Source organism: Cryobacterium gelidum, from assembly GCF_004403985.1.
GTDB classification, from domain to species: domain Bacteria; phylum Actinomycetota; class Actinomycetes; order Actinomycetales; family Microbacteriaceae; genus Cryobacterium; species Cryobacterium gelidum.
Map to the genome: position 1 here is coordinate 118,364 of NZ_SOHL01000016.1, position 17,396 is coordinate 135,759.

10 protein-coding genes are annotated in these 17,396 nt (G+C 67.1%); 7 read left to right on the forward strand and 3 right to left on the reverse strand.

The window, feature by feature from the left end; genetic code table 11:
• The first annotated feature begins 16 nt into the window (after nucleotides 1-16).
• The 6 genes from E3T50_RS10860 to E3T50_RS10885 all read left to right on the forward strand — a co-directional run bounded on the left by E3T50_RS10860 (nucleotide 17) and on the right by E3T50_RS10885 (nucleotide 12,889).
• Nucleotides 17-1,939: a heavy metal translocating P-type ATPase gene (locus tag E3T50_RS10860; protein WP_134551822.1), complete on the forward strand. Its 1,923-nt coding sequence runs from the start codon at nucleotides 17-19 to the stop codon at nucleotides 1,937-1,939.
• Nucleotides 1,940-2,195: 256 nt separating this feature from the next.
• Complete coding sequence (locus E3T50_RS10865; RefSeq protein ID WP_241990876.1) at nucleotides 2,196-5,777, forward strand: S8 family serine peptidase; 3,582 nt, start codon at nucleotides 2,196-2,198, stop codon at nucleotides 5,775-5,777.
• Nucleotides 5,778-6,077: 300 nt separating this feature from the next.
• A complete protein-coding gene (locus E3T50_RS10870) occupies nucleotides 6,078-9,752 on the forward strand; it encodes a S8 family peptidase (RefSeq protein WP_134551823.1) in 3,675 nt (1,224 codons plus the stop codon).
• A 136-nt stretch (nucleotides 9,753-9,888) separates the two neighbouring features.
• Entirely contained in the window at nucleotides 9,889-11,151 is a 1,263-nt protein-coding gene (locus E3T50_RS10875) for an MFS transporter (RefSeq protein ID WP_241990877.1), read from the forward strand.
• A 74-nt stretch (nucleotides 11,152-11,225) separates the two neighbouring features.
• Nucleotides 11,226-12,224 (forward strand): ring-cleaving dioxygenase, encoded by a 999-nt coding sequence (locus E3T50_RS10880; RefSeq protein ID WP_134463502.1) that lies wholly within the window; start codon nucleotides 11,226-11,228, stop codon nucleotides 12,222-12,224.
• Nucleotides 12,221-12,889: an alpha/beta hydrolase gene (locus E3T50_RS10885; RefSeq protein ID WP_134551824.1), complete on the forward strand. Its 669-nt coding sequence runs from the start codon at nucleotides 12,221-12,223 to the stop codon at nucleotides 12,887-12,889. The genes E3T50_RS10880 and E3T50_RS10885 overlap by 4 nt, the downstream gene beginning before the upstream one ends.
• A 67-nt stretch (nucleotides 12,890-12,956) precedes the next feature.
• Here the strand turns inward: E3T50_RS10885 and E3T50_RS10890 are convergent, their stop codons facing one another.
• Complete coding sequence (locus E3T50_RS10890; protein WP_241978478.1) at nucleotides 12,957-13,313, reverse strand: YrdB family protein; 357 nt, start codon at nucleotides 13,311-13,313, stop codon at nucleotides 12,957-12,959.
• Between the two features lie 104 nt (nucleotides 13,314-13,417).
• Nucleotides 13,418-14,278: a formyltetrahydrofolate deformylase gene (gene purU, locus E3T50_RS10895; RefSeq protein WP_134551825.1), complete on the reverse strand. Its 861-nt coding sequence runs from the start codon at nucleotides 14,276-14,278 to the stop codon at nucleotides 13,418-13,420.
• A 182-nt stretch (nucleotides 14,279-14,460) separates the two neighbouring features.
• Between purU and E3T50_RS10900 the strand changes: the two genes are divergently transcribed.
• The gene (locus E3T50_RS10900; RefSeq protein ID WP_241990878.1) at nucleotides 14,461-15,747 is read left to right on the forward strand and encodes an MFS transporter; all 1,287 of its coding nucleotides are present in this window, start codon (nucleotides 14,461-14,463) and stop codon (nucleotides 15,745-15,747) included.
• A gap of 36 nt (nucleotides 15,748-15,783) precedes the next feature.
• Here E3T50_RS10900 and E3T50_RS10905 read toward each other — a convergent pair whose 3' ends face one another.
• Complete coding sequence (locus tag E3T50_RS10905; protein WP_420898728.1) at nucleotides 15,784-17,259, reverse strand: amino acid permease; 1,476 nt, start codon at nucleotides 17,257-17,259, stop codon at nucleotides 15,784-15,786.
• Between the last annotated feature and the right edge of the window lie 137 nt (nucleotides 17,260-17,396).

Sequence of the window (17,396 nt, forward strand, 5' to 3'; positions counted from 1 at the left end):
GCGGGAGAATTCGGGCATGGCTCGCCCTCTCGCGCTTGTGCGCCGTTATCCCCTCGTTTGCGCCACCGTCCTCGTCGGCCTGCTCGGGCTGGTCTTGGCTCTCGTCGGGGCAGCGGATGTGGTGCGCTGGCTGTTCAGCGGGTTCGGTTTGGCCGCAGCCCTGATCGCATCCGTTGGTATGCTGCGGCAACTGTTTCGGGGTAGCTTCGGCGTCGACCTGCTTGCCATCATCGCGATCGTCGCAACCGTTCTCGTCGGCGAATATGTGGCAACCCTACTCATTGTGCTCATGCTCGCTGGCGGGGAAGCCCTCGAAGACTTCGCGGCGGGGCGGGCAGCCCGTGAGCTCGACGCGCTGCTGAAACGCGCCCCCCAAATCGCGCATCGACTCGACGCCGCGTCGAAAGAGGCCATCGACGTGCCCGCCACCGAGGTGCGTGTGGGGGACCTCCTCCTCGTGCGCCCCGCCGAGGTCGTGCCCGTCGACGGAAAACTGCGGTCCGACAGCGCCGTGTTCGACGAGTCCTCGCTCACCGGCGAGAGCCTCCCGGTCGAACGCACGGCCGGTGAGGGGGTGCTGAGCGGATCGATCAATGGGCAGCTGGCGGCGACCATTGTCGCCACGGCGACTGCCGCGAACAGTCAGTACCAGCACATCATCGCCCTCGTCGAAGAGGCATCGCAGAGCAAAGCCCCGGTGGTGCGACTCGCCGACCGCTATGCCGTGCCGTTCACCGCGGGCGCGCTCGCACTCGCCGGACTCGCCTGGATGCTCTCCAATGATCCGGTGCGGTTCGCCGAGGTGCTCGTGGTGGCGACACCGTGTCCGCTGCTGCTGGCCGCGCCGGTCGCGTTCATGGGCGGCATGAGTCGCGCCGCCCGCAACGGCATCATCGTCAAGGGCGCCGGGGTGCTCGAAGCGCTCTCCCGTGCCCAAACGGTCGTCTTCGATAAAACCGGAACGCTCACCTACGGAACACCCACGATCACCGAGATGCGCCCCGAAGCGGGGTTCAGCGCCGACGAGCTGTTGACCCTGGCGGCATCGGCCGAGCAGTATTCGAGTCACGTGCTCGCGGCATCCGTTATCGCGGCCGCGCACGAGCGCGGTCTCGAATTGCACACGGCGGACTCGGCGAGCGAAGCCGCGACCTTCGGTGTTGAGGCGCGATTCGGGGCCGGCGTGGTGCGGATCGGCAAGCTTTCCTTCATCAACGAGGGAACGGCGGATGCCACGGCCACGCACCTGGTCGGCGGCGAGCTGGCCATGTACATCGCCGTCGACGATCGATTCGCGGGCAGCATCGTGGCGAGCGACCGGGTGCGGGAGAACGCCCGCCAAACGGTCGTCGACCTGGCACGCCTCGGTGTGCGGGAAAATCTCATGCTCACCGGCGATGCGCGCGGCACCGCCCAGCACGTGGCGAGCAAAGCCGGCATCGTACACGTGCGGGCGGATTGCCTGCCGAGCGACAAGGTCGATGCGGTGCGGGCACTCACCCGGCGGCCGGTGATCATGGTCGGTGACGGTGTCAACGACGCTCCCGTGCTGGCCGTCGCCGACGTGGGCATCGCAATGGGAGCGAAGGGGTCGACGGCGGCGAGCGAATCGGCCGACGTGGTCATTCTGCTCGACGATATCTCCCGCACCGTGCGTGCCGTGCGCATCGGGAAAGACACCGTGCAGGTGGCCCTGCAGAGCATCTGGCTGGGCATTATTCTGAGCGTCGTCCTCATGGTCGTCGCGGCGTTCGGGCTGATTCCTGCGACGGCGGGAGCGATCAGCCAGGAGATCGTCGATCTGGTGACCATTGTGAACGCGCTGCGCGCGATCGGCGGACGCCGGGACATCGCGGCGGCTCGCGTGGCTTCGGTTGCCTCCGGAGGGTCGGAAAAAGCGGACAGACCGGTACACCCAGTCATAGACAGACCGGTCTGAATCGGGAGCATTTCGAGGCTCGAATTGTGCAGACGCCAAGATAACGATAATGTTACCCAGCAATCTGCGCACTGTACGGGGGTGGGACTCGTGCGATACGTTCACGATCACGCTGCACCCTGAACTGGGGCAGAGCGGTCAGCGCATTCCGATCCGATTGGACACGCACGTGAAATCACACTTCAGGCGAATCGCACTCCCGCCAGAAAACCCGCAGTTCGCTCCACTGCCGAGGCGAAAGGTGATGGCGGCGTTCGTGACCACGACCCTCGTCGTCGCCGCCGCCCTGGTCGGCGTGACCGGCGCTGCAGCCGCCCCGCCGGCTCCCGGACTCGGCGGCATCATCGGCGCCGGCATCGGCCAGCCGGTCACCGACTTCACCGACGGCCGCTACATCGTGACCCTGGCCGACGACGCCGTCGCCACCTACACCGGCGGGATCGACGGCTTTGCCCCGACCACCCCGGATGCCGGTGCCCGCCTCGACCCGCGCAGTCGCGCCTCGGCAAGCTATTCCGATTATCTAAGCGGCAAGCAGAAGAAGGTGGCGGCATCCGTTGATGCCACGATCGACTACTCCTACACACTCGCCCTCAACGCGTTCGCGGCCGAACTCACCGCCGCGCAGGCCGCCGCGCTCTCGGCCGAGAAAGAGGTCGTGGCCATCACGCCCGACGAGCTCAAGCACGTGACGGCAACCTCATCGACCGATTTTCTCGGGCTCTCCGGCGATGACGGCGTCTGGGCGAATACCGGCGGCACTGAAACCGCGGGCGCGGGCGTCGTCATCGGTGTGCTCGACACCGGAATCGCGCCGGAGAACCCCTCCTTCTCCGGCGACGTGCTCGGCAACACGGCCGGTAAGGAACCCTGGCTCGACGGTGACACCATCACCATGAACAAGAGCGACGGCGCCACCTTCACCGGCCAGTGCGTCACCGGGCTGCAGTTTGCCGCGAACGACTGCAACACCAAGATTGTCGGTGCGCGCTACTTCGTGACCGGCTTCGGCGTCGACCGTATCGGCGGCGCTGCTACCGGCGAATACCTCTCGCCTCGCGATGGCGACGGCCACGGGTCGCACACCGCGAGCACCGCCGGCGGCAACCACGACGTGACCGCGACCATCAGCGGACTCGACTACGGACTCATCTCCGGCGTCGCCCCGGCGGCAAAGATCTCCGCCTATAAGGTGTGCTGGTCCGGCCCGGACCCCGCACTGTCCACCGATGACGGCTGCGCCACCTCCGACCTGCTGGCCGGCATCAATCAGGCCGTCGCCGACAACGTCGACGTACTGAATTATTCGATCGGCGGCGGAGCGGCCGACACAACGGTCTCGCCGACCGACCAGGCTTTCCTCGGCGCGGCCGCCGCCGGCATCTTCGTGGCAGCCTCGGCCGGAAACTCCGGCCCCGGCGCTTCCACGCTCGACAACGCGGCCCCGTGGATCACCACCGTCGCCGCGAGCACCATCCCCGGCTACGAGGCCACCGCGACTCTCGGCGACGGCACCGCCTACGCGGGCGGATCGATCTCGGTCGACCGTACCCCTGGCGCCAGCCCGCTGGCCGGACCGCTCGTGCGCGGTGACCTCGTGGCCGTCGCCGGCCACGACCCGGGCGACGCCCGGCTCTGCGGCCCCGATTCCCTCGATGCCGCGCAGGTCGCCGGCACCGTCGTGTTCTGTGAACGCGGTGTCTATGGCCGGGTAGCGAAATCGGCCGAGGTACTGAGGGCCGGCGGCATCGGCATGCTCCTGGTGAACCGCGTGCCCGGCTCGGTCGACACCGACGAGCACGCCGTGCCCACCGTTCACCTCGACGCGCCATATTGGGATGCGACGTTTGGCTACGCGGGCAGCGCCGGGGCATCCGTCGTGTTCACCGATGGCAACACGACCAGCTACACGCCGCCGACACCGCAGGTGGCCGGGTTCTCCTCCCGCGGACCGGTACTCGCCGACGGCAGCGACATCCTGAAGCCCGATGTGACCGCGCCCGGCGTGGCCATTCTCGCCGACGGGCCCAATGCTGCGGGTGGCGAGCCGACCTGGCAGTTCCTCTCGGGGACATCGATGTCGAGCCCGCAGATCGCCGGGCTCGCCGCCCTGTACCTGGGTGAACGCCCGCTCGCGACGCCGGGTGAGATCAAATCGGCCCTGATGACAAGCGCCTACGACACCGTCGACGCCAACGGTGTCACCGTCACCGACCCGTTCGTCCAAGGCGCCGGACACGTCGACCCGACGAAGATGTTCGAGCCGGGCCTGCTCTATTTGAACGACACCGCCGACTGGTACTCGTACATTCAGGGCATCGGCTACGACGTCGGCGCCGACCCGGTCGACCCGAGCAACCTCAACCTGGCTTCGATCGCGATCGGGGCACTGACCGCACCGGAAACCATCACGCGCACCGTCACCAGCACCGAAGCCGGCACCTTCAGGGCGCAGCCGGTCACCGTGCCCGGCATCAACGCGATCGTTTCGCCCGCCACGTTGAGCTTCGGTGCCGCGGGCGAATCGGCCAGTTATACCGTGACCTTCACCCGAACGGATGCCCCGCTCGACACGTTCTCGACCGGCGCGCTCAACTGGGTGAGTGACGCAGGCACGCTCGTGCACAGTCCCGTCGCCATCCAGCCGGTGACCCTCGTTGCCCCCGCCACCGCGGAGGGCACCGGCGTCGACGGCTCGGTCGACGTGTCCATCACGCCCGGAGCCACCGGAGACGTGCCGCTGAACCTGATCGGGCTCGCGGCCGGGCTGCACCAGAGCGACCCGGCCAACCCTTCGAGCCCGAACACCGGAACGGGCGCAGCCGGGGACGAGTTCCGCTACCAGGTCGAGGTGCCAGAGGGCACCCAGCTCGCCCGCTTCGACCTCGATGCACTCGATCAGACCGCCGACCTCGACCTGATCGTCTACCGTCTGGACGGTGACGGTGGAACGCCGGTCGCCGGCTGGCAGTCCGCGACCGGGTCGGCCGATGAGCGCCTCGACCTGGTCGATCCGCAGGCCGGCTTCTACCAGGTGGTCAACTCCGTCTACAGCGGATCGACCGCGTTCAACGTCAACACCTACTCGGTGCTCGCCGGCGCCGGCGAGGGGTCGTTCGCGGCCGCGCCAGCTGTCGTCGCCGGCCAGCAGGGTGTCGCGGCGACGTACTCGCTGTCCTGGACGGGCTTGACGCCCGAGACCGGGTATCTCGGCCTGGTCGGCTACGGCGACACCACGGTATCGACGGTGGTGTCGGTGGCCAGCGGCGCGGCACCCGAGCCCGAGGCTCCCGTCAACACTGTCGCGCCCTCGATCGAGGGCGTCGCTGTCGTCGGTCAGAAACTGACCGCCAACCCCGGTGTGTGGAACGTTGCCGGCCTGGCCTTCAGCTATCAGTGGCAGTCCGATGGTCGCGATATCAAGAAGGCCACCACGGTCGACTACAAGCCGACCACGTCGGTCGCTGGCCAGACGCTCACCGTGGTGGTCACCGCGACGGGTGATGGTCTGCCGGACGGTATCGCAACGTCGGCCGGGGTGGTCATGAAGTACCAGTCCACTCTCGACCTCACGCTGGAGTCGAAGTCCCAGCGGCACTCGACCGGCGTGAAGATCGACGTCTCGGTGAAGACCAAGGCACCGCGCTCGGCGCAGCCGGGGGCGGTGCAAATTCTGGTCGACGACACGAGCTACAACGTGGCCCTTGACGCAACGGGCACGGGATCGCTCACGCTGAACGGTCTCGACCGCGGCACATACACGGTCACCGCGCACTATGCGGGCACCGACCTCATCGCCGCAGCGACGAGCAAAGGGCGCACGCTGACCGTGCGGTAGCCGGGCCGAGCGGCCGACGCGCGCCGCAGCATCCGTTTCGAAGCGGCCGGCACGCGCCGCAGCATCCGTTTCGAAGCGGATGCTGCGGCGCGCGTTCGTTGGCACACCCCGCGTTCACCCACGCCCTGCCCCTGCGTGCGGTATCTGCGAAGTGCCCCTATCCGGGGGGTGGCGAGCGCGCTACCGTCACGTGCGAACTGTCCCGCGCCGTGGAACAGCGAACCGTTCCTGTGTGGAACGAGACCACCTCGCACCCCGATCGGATGGGACGCCCACGTGAGTTCTTTCTTCAGGCGAACGATGTCAGCGCCGGATTCAGCACTGAACCCGACGCCAAAATCTCGCACGCGTCGCCGTGCCACAATCGCGGCCACCGTCGCCGTCGCCCTGATAGGCGCTTCAATACTCGGCGGCGGCACACTGCCCGCCGGCGCCGCCCCTGCTGCGACCGGTCCGTTCGGCAGCATCGCCTCGCCCGGTGGGCAGCGGATGGATTTCACGGCCGGCCGCTACATCGTGACCCTCAGCGACGAGGCTGTCGCACTGTATCGGGGCGGTGTCAACGGTTTCTCGGCCACCATGCCAGATGCCGGGGCCAAGCTCGACACGCAGAGCCGCTCGGCCGAGAACTACCGGGACTATCTCACACGCGTCCAGCGCGAGGTGGCGGCCTCCGTCGATGCCACCCTGGCGTACTCCTACACGCTCGCCCTCAACGGGTTCGCGGCGCAGCTGACCGGCAAGCAGGCGGCAGCCCTCGCGATGAAGAAGAACGTGATGTCGGTCGAACCCGATGCTCTCAAACACCTCACGGTCGAGTCGTCAACCGATTTTTTGCGGTTGAGCGGCCCCACCGGCCTGTGGTCCAAGCTCGGTGGCCCGAACGAGGCCGGCAAGGGTATCGTCATCGGCGTGCTCGACTCGGGGATCGCCCCCGAGAACCCGTCATTCGCCGGAGAGCCGCTCGGCACGTCGCCGGGCGACCAGCCGTGGCTCGACGGGGACACCATCACCATGAACAAGGCTGACGGCAACACCTTCACCGGCACCTGCCAGACCGGAGAACAATTTACCCCGAGCGCCTGCAGCACGAAAATCGTGAGCGCCCGGTACTACCTCGACGGCTTCGGCGCCGATCAGATCGGCACGGCCGCGACCGGCGAATATGTCTCCCCGCGTGACGGCGATGGACACGGTTCGCACACCGCGAGCACCGTCGGCGGCAATTTCAACATTGATGCCAACGTGAGCGGCGTCGGTTTCGGTGCCATCTCGGGCGTTGCCCCTGGAGCGAAGATCGCGGCCTACAAGGTCTGCTGGTCGGGCGTCGATTCCCGGTCGACGGACGACGATGGTTGCGCCGAGTCCGACATCCTGAAGGCCCTGGACCAGGCGATCTCGGATGGGGTCGATGTGATCAACTATTCGCTCGGCGGCAGCCCGGCGCAGACCACCTTCTCGGCGTCCGACCAAGCATTCTTGGGAGCTGCGGCTGCGGGAATTTTCGTGGCGGCATCCGCTGGCAACGCCGGGCCTGGCCCATCGACCGTTGACAACGCCGCACCGTGGATCACCACGGTCGCGGCGAGCACGATTCCAGCCTACGAAGCCACTGCCACCCTCGGCAACGGCTCGGCCTATGCCGGAGCCTCCATAACCGTGGACCGCACGCCGGGCGCGGCCCCGCTGGCGGGCGATCTGGTCCGCGCCGACCTCGTGGCGGTCGACGGCTTCGACCCGGCCGACGCGCTGCTCTGCGCGCCCGGCGCACTCGACGATGCGAAGGTCGACGGGGCGATCGTGTTCTGCGAGCGTGGCGTCTACAACCGGGTGGATAAATCGGCGGAGGTGTTGCGGGCCGGCGGTAGCGGCATGGTGCTGGTCAACCGCACCCCGCTCGACGTTGACCCGGACGAGCACGCGGTGCCGAGCATCCACCTGGATGCTCCCGCCTTCGACCCGATCTATGCCTACGCAGCGACCGTCGCGGCGACAGTCACGTTCACGCCCGAAAACACGACCGACGTACAGACCGCGGTTCCGCAGATCGCCGGATTCTCCTCCCGCGGTCCGCTGACAGCCGACGGCGGCGACATCCTCAAACCCGATATCGCCGCTCCCGGCGTGGGGATTCTCGCCGACGGTGCTAACGCGGCCGGTACCGAGCCGACGTTCAAGTTTTTGTCCGGAACTTCCATGGCCAGCCCGCACATCGCCGGCCTGGCCGCGCTGTATCTCGGTGTCAAGCCGCTCGCGACACCGGCCGAAATCAAGTCGGTCATGATGACGACCGCCAAGGACACCGTCGGTGCCGACGGCGACCGGGTCAGCGACCCGTTCGCGCAGGGCGCTGGCAGCGTCAACCCGACCGCGTTCGACTTTCCAGGATTGATCTACCAGAGCGGCCCCGCCGACTGGCTGGCCTACCTCCAGGGAATCGGATTCGACGCCGGTGTGGATCCTATTGACGCGAGCAACCTGAATCTGCCGTCCATCACGATTGGCGCCCTGGCCGCGCCGGAGACCGTGACCCGCACGGTGATGAGCGCCCGGGAAGGCACCTATACGGCGACCCCGATCGATATTCCCGGTATCAACGCGGTCGTCTCGCCGGCCACGTTGACCTTCGACAGCGTTGGCGAAACACAGAGCTACACGGTGACGTTCACCCGAACGGATGCCCCACTCGACGTCTATGCCACCGGTTCGCTGGACTGGGGCTTCGGTAATGGCGGATCGGGCGACCCGGGGGACTTCTTCGACATCGTGCACAGCCCGATCGCGATTCGACCCGTCACCGTCGTGGCCCCCACGCAGGTGAGCGGCACCGGCCTCGACGGCTCGGTTGACGTCACGGTGACGCCGGGCGGGTCCGAGCCGGTCGCGCTGAACCTCAGCGGCCTCGCCAACGGGGTACACCAGGACAACGCCGACGACCCGTCCAGCCCGCACACCGATGCGGGCTCGACCGGCGATGAGTTCACCTATGAGGTGGAGATTCAGGGAGACCGGCTGGCCCGGTTCGACCTGAACGCTGTGGATGATTCGACCGACCTCGACCTGTTCGTGCTCCTGCTCGACGGCCCGGGCGGCGACCCGATCGCCGGCTGGCAGTCCGCCACCGGTTCCGCTGACGAATTCGTTGACCTTCCTGCCCCGGAGGCAGGTTTCTACCAGGTCATCGTGGACGTGTTCTCCGGTTCGACAGCATTCGACGTGAATACCTTCTCGGTCTCGTCGGGGAAACTCACCAACGGGTTCACGGCGACCCCGTCGGCGATCCAAGGATCGCAAGGCGTTCCGCACATATACACGCTGAGCTGGGCCGGCCTCCTGCCGAACACACCGTATCTCGGCGTGGTGGATTACGGCGACAGCACAGCATCGACGATTCTTGCCGTTGCCGCCAGCGCAGGCAGCGAACCGGTCGCACCGGTGAACACGGTGGTGCCGAGCGTGTCCGGCACCCCCGAAAGCGGATCTGTCTTGACGGCTGATCCCGGAAAATGGAACACCGCGGGCCTCGTCTTCGGCTACCAGTGGCGAAGCGATGGCGTCGACATTATCGGCGCGACCTCCTCGACCTTCCGGCCGACGGCGGCGCTCGCCGGCACGACACTGACCGTGCTGGTGACCGCGTCGAAGGACGGGCTGCCGAGCGCGTCGGCGACGTCTGCGGGGGTCGTGGTGAAGTATGCCGCCAAGGTTGCGGTGACGTTGAATCACCGGGCCGTCTTCTTCTCCAGCCGGGTCACCGTGTCGGTCGCGGTGACCAGCAAGGGTGCGGTCGGCGACACGGCCACCGTCACGGTCGACAAGCGCCGCTTCACCGTGGCGCTCGACGCAAAGGGGCACGGCAGCGTCACGCTGCCCCGGCTCGATCGCGGTCTGTACCAGGTCGCCGGGCACTACGCCGGCAATGAGACGGTCGCTGCCGCGAACAGTGCGTCGCGTTCCCTGTTGGTCGTGCGGTAGCCCCGCTTGGTTGTCGGGCAAGGTCTTCTGCATCGGGCCCGAACCGCGGGTCCAGGACAGCACCTGGGCCCGCGTTCGCAGGATGAGCCCGCCGCCGCCGCCGCCGCCGCGCAGCGCGGGAGCTTAGGCTGGGGGGATGCGAGTGGCGAGATGGATGCGGCGGCGACCGGGGGTATCCGCTGTACGCGGGCTGGCGGTACCGGGGGCGACTGCGCCCGGCGCGGGGCCCAAGCCCCGCCTGAACCGCGACGTGATCGTGCTCGGCGTGATCGCGTTCTTCGTGATGGTGGGGTTCGGCGTCGTCGTTCCAGTGCTGCCGGTCTACGTGCAGAGCTTCGGGGTGGGCAACCTCGAGGTCGGGGCGGTCGTCTCCGCGTTCGCGCTCATGCGGTTCGTCTTCAGCCCCGCCTGCGGCCGGTTGATCGACTGGGCGGGGGAGCGCACCGTGCTGGCCGTGGGTATCGGAATCGTGGCGCTCTCGAGCGGGCTGGTCGGCGCCGCCGACAGCTACCTGCAACTGCTGCTGCTACGCGGTGCTGGCGGCATCGGTTCGGCAATGTTCTCGGTGTCGGCGATGACGCTGCTGCTGCGCACCGCCGAGCCGGGTCGCCGGGCCCGCGCCATCGGTTTCTATCAGGGCGGATTTCTGATCGGCGGCATGGCCGGCCCAGCGATCGGCAGCCTGCTCGCGACCATCTCACTGACCGCGCCGTTCTTCTTCTACGCCGGCACCCTCACCGTGGCGGGCCTGGTCGGGCTGTTTCTGCTGCGTTCGGGCGGGCGGGGCAGCGCGCTGGCCGGCGCTGACGCATCCGCTGAACGAACGCCGTTTCGGAACGTGCTGCGCGACGAACGTTTTCGCGCGGCGTGCCTGGCCAACTTTGCTCAGGGGTGGACTTCGCTCGGGGTGCGTACGACGCTCATTCCACTCTTCGTCGTGGTGGTGCTCGGCGGCACGAGCTCGTGGACCGGCATCGCCCTCGCCGCGGCGGCGGTGGCGCAAGCGCTCGCGCTCGCGCCTGCCGCCCGGTTTGTCGACACCGTCGGCCGTAAACCAGCCATCATCGGGGCGTTCGCTGTGGCCGGGCTCGCCATTGTGGCCATCTCGTTCGCGCCGAACATCTGGGTGCTCGGTGCCCTGCTCTGTGTCTACGGGGTCGCCGCCGCGTTCATGGGCACCGCGCCGGCCGCCGCGGTGGGCGATGCCGCCGGTGCGCGCGGGGGCCGCCCGGTGTCGGTGTTCTCTATGTGTGCGGATGCCGGTGCGATCGTCGGTCCGCTCGTAGCGGGCCTGCTCGTTGATACCTTCTCGTTCTCGGCCGGGTTTGCCGTCGGCGCGGTCTTTCTGCTCCTGGCTGCCGCCTACGCACTGCGGATGCCATCGGAGCGCCGCGTCTGAGAAATAAGGAATACGATGGTGGATGCATGCGTTTGCATAAATATCAACCGCTCGATTTGTCAGGAGAAGACCACATGACCGTTCAGACCACCGGACTGCACCATGTCACTGCGATCGCGGGCGCCCCGCAGCGCAACATCGACTTCTACGTGACCGGGCTTGGCCTTCGCCTCGTCAAGAAAACCGTGAACTTCGACGACCCGGGCACCTATCACCTCTACTACGGCGACGATTCCGGCCGACCCGGCTCGCTGCTCACTTTCTTTCCCTGGACCGGCATTCGCAGCGGCCGCACCGGCGCCGGCCAGTCAACGACGACCGCGTTCTCGGTTCCGGCGGGCAGCATCGGCTGGTGGAAAGACCATTTCGCGAAGCTCGGCGTGGAGTCCGAAGTCACCGGGCGTTCCTCGCACGAGGAACGGCTTTCGCTGCGAGACCCCGACGGACTGCAGCTCGACCTGGTGGCGTCGTCGACGGTGGATCCGCGCAATCCCTGGGACTCCGCAGCCGTTCCCGCCGAATTCGCGGTACGCGGCCAGCACTCCTCCGTACTCACCGTGGCCGACCCGGCGCAGACCGTGCAGGTGCTCACGACCGATCTCGGCATGCATGTCATCTCCGAAACGGATGGCCGCATTCGCGTGGGGGCCGGCGATGGTGCGCCCGGAAACCTCGTCGACGTGCTCGCCGACCCTGATGGACAGCCGGGCCTGACTGCTGGCGGCAGCGTGCACCACGTGGCCTTCCGGGTCCCCGACCGGGCAACCCAAGCCGAATGGCGCGAGCAGCTCGCGGACCGCGGCTACGGCGTGACTGCAATTCTCGACCGCCAGTACTTCACATCGATCTACTTCCGCGAACCCGGCGGCGTGTTGTTCGAAATCGCTACCGACACCCCCGGATTCGACATCGACGAGCCGCTGCTCGAGCTCGGCCGTTCGCTCAAACTTCCGCCGTGGCTGGAGCCGAGCCGAGAGGCCATTGAGAATGCGGTCGTGCCGATCACGCTGCCGCCCGCAAACAACCCGGCGGTAGCGGATGCTGCTGCGCCGGTTCCGGCTGCTGCCGAATGAGTGTCGCGATACCGGAAGCCGAGTGGCCGCACCTGTTCCGACCGGGTTCGATCGACGCGCCCGTGCTACTGATGCTGCACGGAACCGGGGGTGATGAACAGCAGATCAGCGGTCTAGCCCCCGCGCTGGACCCGCGGGCCGCCGTGCTTGCCCCGCGCGGTCGGGTGCAGGAGAACGGTATGAACCGCTGGTTCCGTCGCCGGTCGGAGGGCGTCTTCGACACCGACGACGTGGCCCGACGCGCCGATGACCTCGCCACATTCCTAATCTGGGCACGGAGCCACTACGAGCTAAGCGATCGCCGCTTGGTCGCCGTCGGATTCTCGAACGGTGCCAATATCGCCCTCGCCACGGCGCTGCTACACCCCCAGGTGCTGGCGCGAGTGATCGCGTTCTCCGGGATGCATCCGCTCGACCGGGCTGCCGCGGATGCAGGATCCAACGCGATTGACGCGCGGGTCGCGAAAAGCGAACTGGCAGCATCCGCTGTGCTGCTCCGGAACGGTACAAGTGACCCGATGGCGCCGTTGCGGAGCGTGCAGAGGCTTGTCACCGTGCTCGAACAGCGCGGCGCGCAGGTGCAGCAGGGGCTGCGCCCCGGTGGCCACGGCATCACCGAAACGGATATCGCTTCCGCGGTGGAATGGCTTGGCACAGTGGCGTAGCGTGACGAGAGAGCAAGGGATGCCCGATTGACGGCGTCACCCGGGCATTGCTCGACCCAAGCGCCATTCAACGAAGCTCGGTGCGCCCCGAGATGATTCCGCTCACCGTGGCGACGACGGCGAAGATCACGGTGATAACGGGAAAACCGAGGTCCCACCAGGCGATGGCGGCCGAGCCGAAGATGGCGATTTCGATAAAGGCCTTGCCAAAGGGATCGATGCGGAACACTGCCTTTGGCGATCGGAACAGTGCCCAGACCAGGATGGCAAAGGCCGGGGTGGCGAGGCCGAGGAGCACGCCGGGCCAGGGGAGCGGCCAGGCGACGAAGCCCCAGATTCCGAGGCTGACGAAGGCGAAGAGTTCGAGCACGAACCGGAGCATGTCGTTGGGGCCGATCTTCGGCAGGGCGCGCGTGTCTGTCACCCGTCAATTCTAGCGCTGCGTCCCGCCCCCGCGGTTCGGGCTCGGAGCGGGCCCACGATAGGTCAGGGGCCCTGGACCATGAGGTGGTCCGCAAATCAGGACCGCTACTTGAAGATGATGGTACGGGCCCCGTCGAGCAGTACCCGGTTCTCGGCGAACCACTTGACCGCCTGGGTGAGCGTGCGGCTCTCTTCGTCCTGCCCGATCGAGACGAGCTCCGTCGGGGTGCGCGAATGATCGACCCGCACCACGTTCTGCTCGATGATCGGCCCCTCATCGAGATCGCCGGTCACGAAGTGGGCCGTCGCCCCGATCAGCTTCACGCCGCGGGCGTGCGCCTGGCGGTACGGGTTGGCACCCTTGAACCCCGGCAGGAACGAGTGGTGAATGTTGATCGCCCGACCGTTGAGCCGAACGCACAGTTCGGGCGAGAGAATCTGCATATAGCGGGCGAGGACGACGAGTTCGATATCGAGCTCGTCGACAGCTTCGATGACGCGGGCCTCGAAAGCGGCCTTGCTGGCGGCATCCGTGATCGGCAACGACTCGAACGGAACGCCGTAAAACCCGACCAGGTCGCGCAGTGTGCCGTGATTGCTGAGCACGAGTGGAATCTCGACCGGCAACTGCCCGCCACGCTGACGAAACAGCAGGTCGTTCACGCAGTGACCGGCCGACGACGCGAGCACGAGCGTGCGCAGCGGACGCCCGACGACATCGATGATCGACGCCATCGCATAGCGTTCGATCACGGGCGCGAGCGCTGTCTCCAGCTCGGGCCGGGTCGCCGGCGACTGCACCTGCAGCCGCATGAAGAAACGCCCGGTGTCATCACTGGAGAATTGCTGACTCTCCTCGATGTTGCCCCGCGCCTGCACGATGGCGCCACTGACCGCGTGCACGATTCCAGGCTGGTCGGCACAGACCAGCGTGATTACCCAATGGTGCGGGGTCGAAGAAGTCATTGGCTCAGAATACCCGGCGCGAGCGCGGATGCAGCGGCCAACACCTTGCCGCGGTACCTGGTTTGGGTAGACTACGTCTTGGTCGCACTGAACAAGTCGGCCCCGGGCGCGCACGTCGGCGCGCAGTCGAGTGGCTTCGACCTCGGTGTGAATGATCCCACCGGTCGTCCTCGACTCTCAGCGTGAGTGCAGCCATGACCAACACCGCCAATATCTTCTTGCCCACCGGGTCTATTCCCGTCGTCTCCTCGACGCGCTCCACCCGGGCCGTACCTCCGTTCCCCTGGGTCGGGCTGATCACCCTGTCCGCCGCCGTTTTTCTCTCGGTCACCAGCGAAATGCTGCCGACCGGCCTGCTTCCCGAGATGAGCCGCAGCCTCAACGTCGCCCAGTCGCAGATTGGGCTGCTCGTCTCCTGGTTCGCCTTCACGGTCGTACTCACAAGCGCGCCCGTGGCCATCTGGACCCGCCGCTTTCCGCGGCACGGCCTGATCATCGTCGTGCTCGTCATCTTCGCAGTGAGCAACATCCTCACCGCTATCGCTCCGACCTATGAGTTCGTCGTCGCCGCCCGGGTGCTCGGCGGCGTCGCGCACGGCCTGTTCTGGTCGGTTGTCGGCGCCTACGCCGGCCACCTCGTGCCGAAAGCCCAGATCGGTCGCGCGGTCTCCATCACGGTCGCGGGAGGCACCCTCGCCTTCGTCCTCGGCGTGCCGCTCGGTACCGCGGGCGGGCACCTGCTCGGCTGGCGCCTCTCGTTCGTCGTGCTCGCCGGCCTGATGCTCGTCGGCGCGGTCTTGGTCTGGAAGTTTCTACCCCCGGTAGCGCGGTACTCCACCGGAGCCCCGGCATCGGCTTCCGCGACCAAATCCGCACCGAAAATCCGGCAGCCGCGTGACGCGACGGTACCAGCCGTGGCGCTGATCTGTCTCATCACCGGCATCACCATGATCGGCCACTACAGTTTTTACACCTATATTGCGCCGTTCCTGCTCGATGGGCTCGGTGTCGACCTGGGCCTGGTGGCACCGCTGCTCTTCGCCTATGGCGTGGCCGGCGCGGTCGGACTACTGCTGGTCGGCACGATTTTTGGCCCGCGCCCGAGCCTGGGCTTGATTCTGGGTCTGGCCGTGAGCGGTGTCAGCGTGACGCTCCTCGCGGTGTTCACGGCCACGCTGCCCCTGGCGATCGCCGCGTTCGTGTTGTGGGGGATGGCATTTGGCATGCTCCCCCCGCTCCTGCAGACACGGATGCTGCACGCAGCGTCGCCGCGCATCCGCGACACCGCGAGTGCCTTCTACACGACCGCATTCAACGCCGGAATCGGCGGGGGCGCCCTGCTCGGCGCGGTACTGATCGAGTCCGTCGGCCTCGAGCTGGTGCCGATCGTCTATGTCGGGGTGCTGGTCGTGGCGCTGCTGCTCGTGATCATCACCGACCGCATGCCCCGCCGTCGCGCTCGCTCCTGACCGGCTCCGCTCGGTAAACGCGGGTGGGCGGGCGAGCTAGCGGCGGGGGCGGTCGGAGAGCGGACGGTTGGCTACGACCGGCAGGTGGCCGGTGAAGCCATCTCGGGCCGCCGCGATCTCAAGGATGCGGCCGCGGCAGGCGTACCAGCCGATCGTCAGCCCGGGAACGATCAGCACGAGCGAGCTGATCGTCAGCGTGCCGACGGGCCAGTCGAATGCCATCAGCACGAGCACACCGACGAGGAAGACCAGGGTGAGGTAGCCCGAGTATGGCGCCCACGGCATGCGGAACACCGGGCGCACCACGATGCCGCGCTTGGCCCAGGCCTGCAACCGCAGCTGGCACAGCACGATCATGCCCCAGGCGCTCACGATGCCGATCGCAGCCATGTTGAGCACGATCTCAAAAGCCTCGTCGGGCACGATGGCGTTGAGCCCGACACCGAGCAGCGTCACGGCCCCCGTCAGTAGAATGCCGCCGAACGGCACCCCGTTGCGGCTGATCTTGCCCGCAAAGCGCGGTGCCGAACCGGCAAGCGACATGGAACGAAGGATGCGTCCGGTGGAATAGAGGCCGGCGTTCAGCGAGGACAACGCCGCAGTGAGCACGACGAGGTTCATGATCACGTCGACCCCGTCCACCCCGATCGTGCCGAAAAAGGTGACGAAGGGGCTTTCGCCGGCCGTGTATGCCGTGTACGGCAACAACAGCGAGAGCAGCAGAATCGATCCGACGTAGAACACCGCGATGCGAATGATGACCGTGTTGATCGCCTTCGGCATGACCTTTTCGGGGTTCTTCGTCTCGCCGGCGGTCGTGCCGACGAGCTCGATGGAGGCGTACGCGAACACGACGCCCTGCACCACGAGAACGGATGCGATCAGCCCGTTCGGCAGCCAGCCTCCGTTTGCACCGATCAGCGCAAACCCGGTGGTGGCCCCGTCCAGTGGCGTGCCGAAGATCACCATCCAGGTGCCGACGACCAGGAATGCCACGATCGAGAGCACCTTGATCAGCGCGAACCAGAATTCCATCTCCCCGAACACCTTGACCGAGAGCAGGTTGAGGAACATCACCAGGCCCAGCGCGGCGAGGGCATACAACCACTGCGGTATCGAGCCGAACGGCGCCCAGTAGGTGGCGAAGAAGTTCATGTAGAGGGCAACGGCGGTCACGTCGACGATCGCCGTCATCGCCCAGTTGAGCCAGTACAGCCAGCCGGTCACGAAAGCCGTCTTCTCGCCGAAGAACTCGCGCGCGTACGACACGAAGGAGCCGGAGCTCGGGCGGTGCAGCACCAGTTCACCGAGCGCCCGCAGAATGAGAAAGGCAAAGAAACCGCAGATCGCATAGACGAACACCAGGGCGGGACCGGCGCTGGCGAGGCGTGCTCCGGCACCGAGGAACAACCCGGTGCCGATTGCGCCGCCGATCGCGATCATCTGGACGTGGCGGGACTTGAGGCCCTTATGCAGGGCATCGTCCTCGTGCACGCTCAGCGCGTCTTCAATATGCTCGAGCGGGGTCTCTCCCCGTGGGTTCGCGTGGTCGTGGTGCCCGTGCGTCGCGTTACCCAGTGGGGGCGTGGGGGAGGGCTGCTGGCCGTGGGTGGGGCTCAAAACGGTACTCGATTTCGCTGGCCGGTTGC

Excerpts from the sequence above, each read along its gene's own strand:
- E3T50_RS10875 (WP_241990877.1), top strand. The coding sequence starts at position 9,889 with ATGCGAGTGGCGAGATGGATGCGGCGGCGACCGGGGGTATCCGCTGTA.
- purU (WP_134551825.1), bottom strand. The coding sequence starts at position 14,278 with ATGACTTCTTCGACCCCGCACCATTGGGTAATCACGCTGGTCTGTGCC.
- E3T50_RS10885 (WP_134551824.1), top strand. The coding sequence starts at position 12,221 with ATGAGTGTCGCGATACCGGAAGCCGAGTGGCCGCACCTGTTCCGACCG.
- E3T50_RS10880 (WP_134463502.1), top strand. The coding sequence starts at position 11,226 with ATGACCGTTCAGACCACCGGACTGCACCATGTCACTGCGATCGCGGGC.
- E3T50_RS10860 (WP_134551822.1), top strand. The coding sequence starts at position 17 with ATGGCTCGCCCTCTCGCGCTTGTGCGCCGTTATCCCCTCGTTTGCGCC.
- E3T50_RS10870 (WP_134551823.1), top strand. The coding sequence starts at position 6,078 with ATGTCAGCGCCGGATTCAGCACTGAACCCGACGCCAAAATCTCGCACG.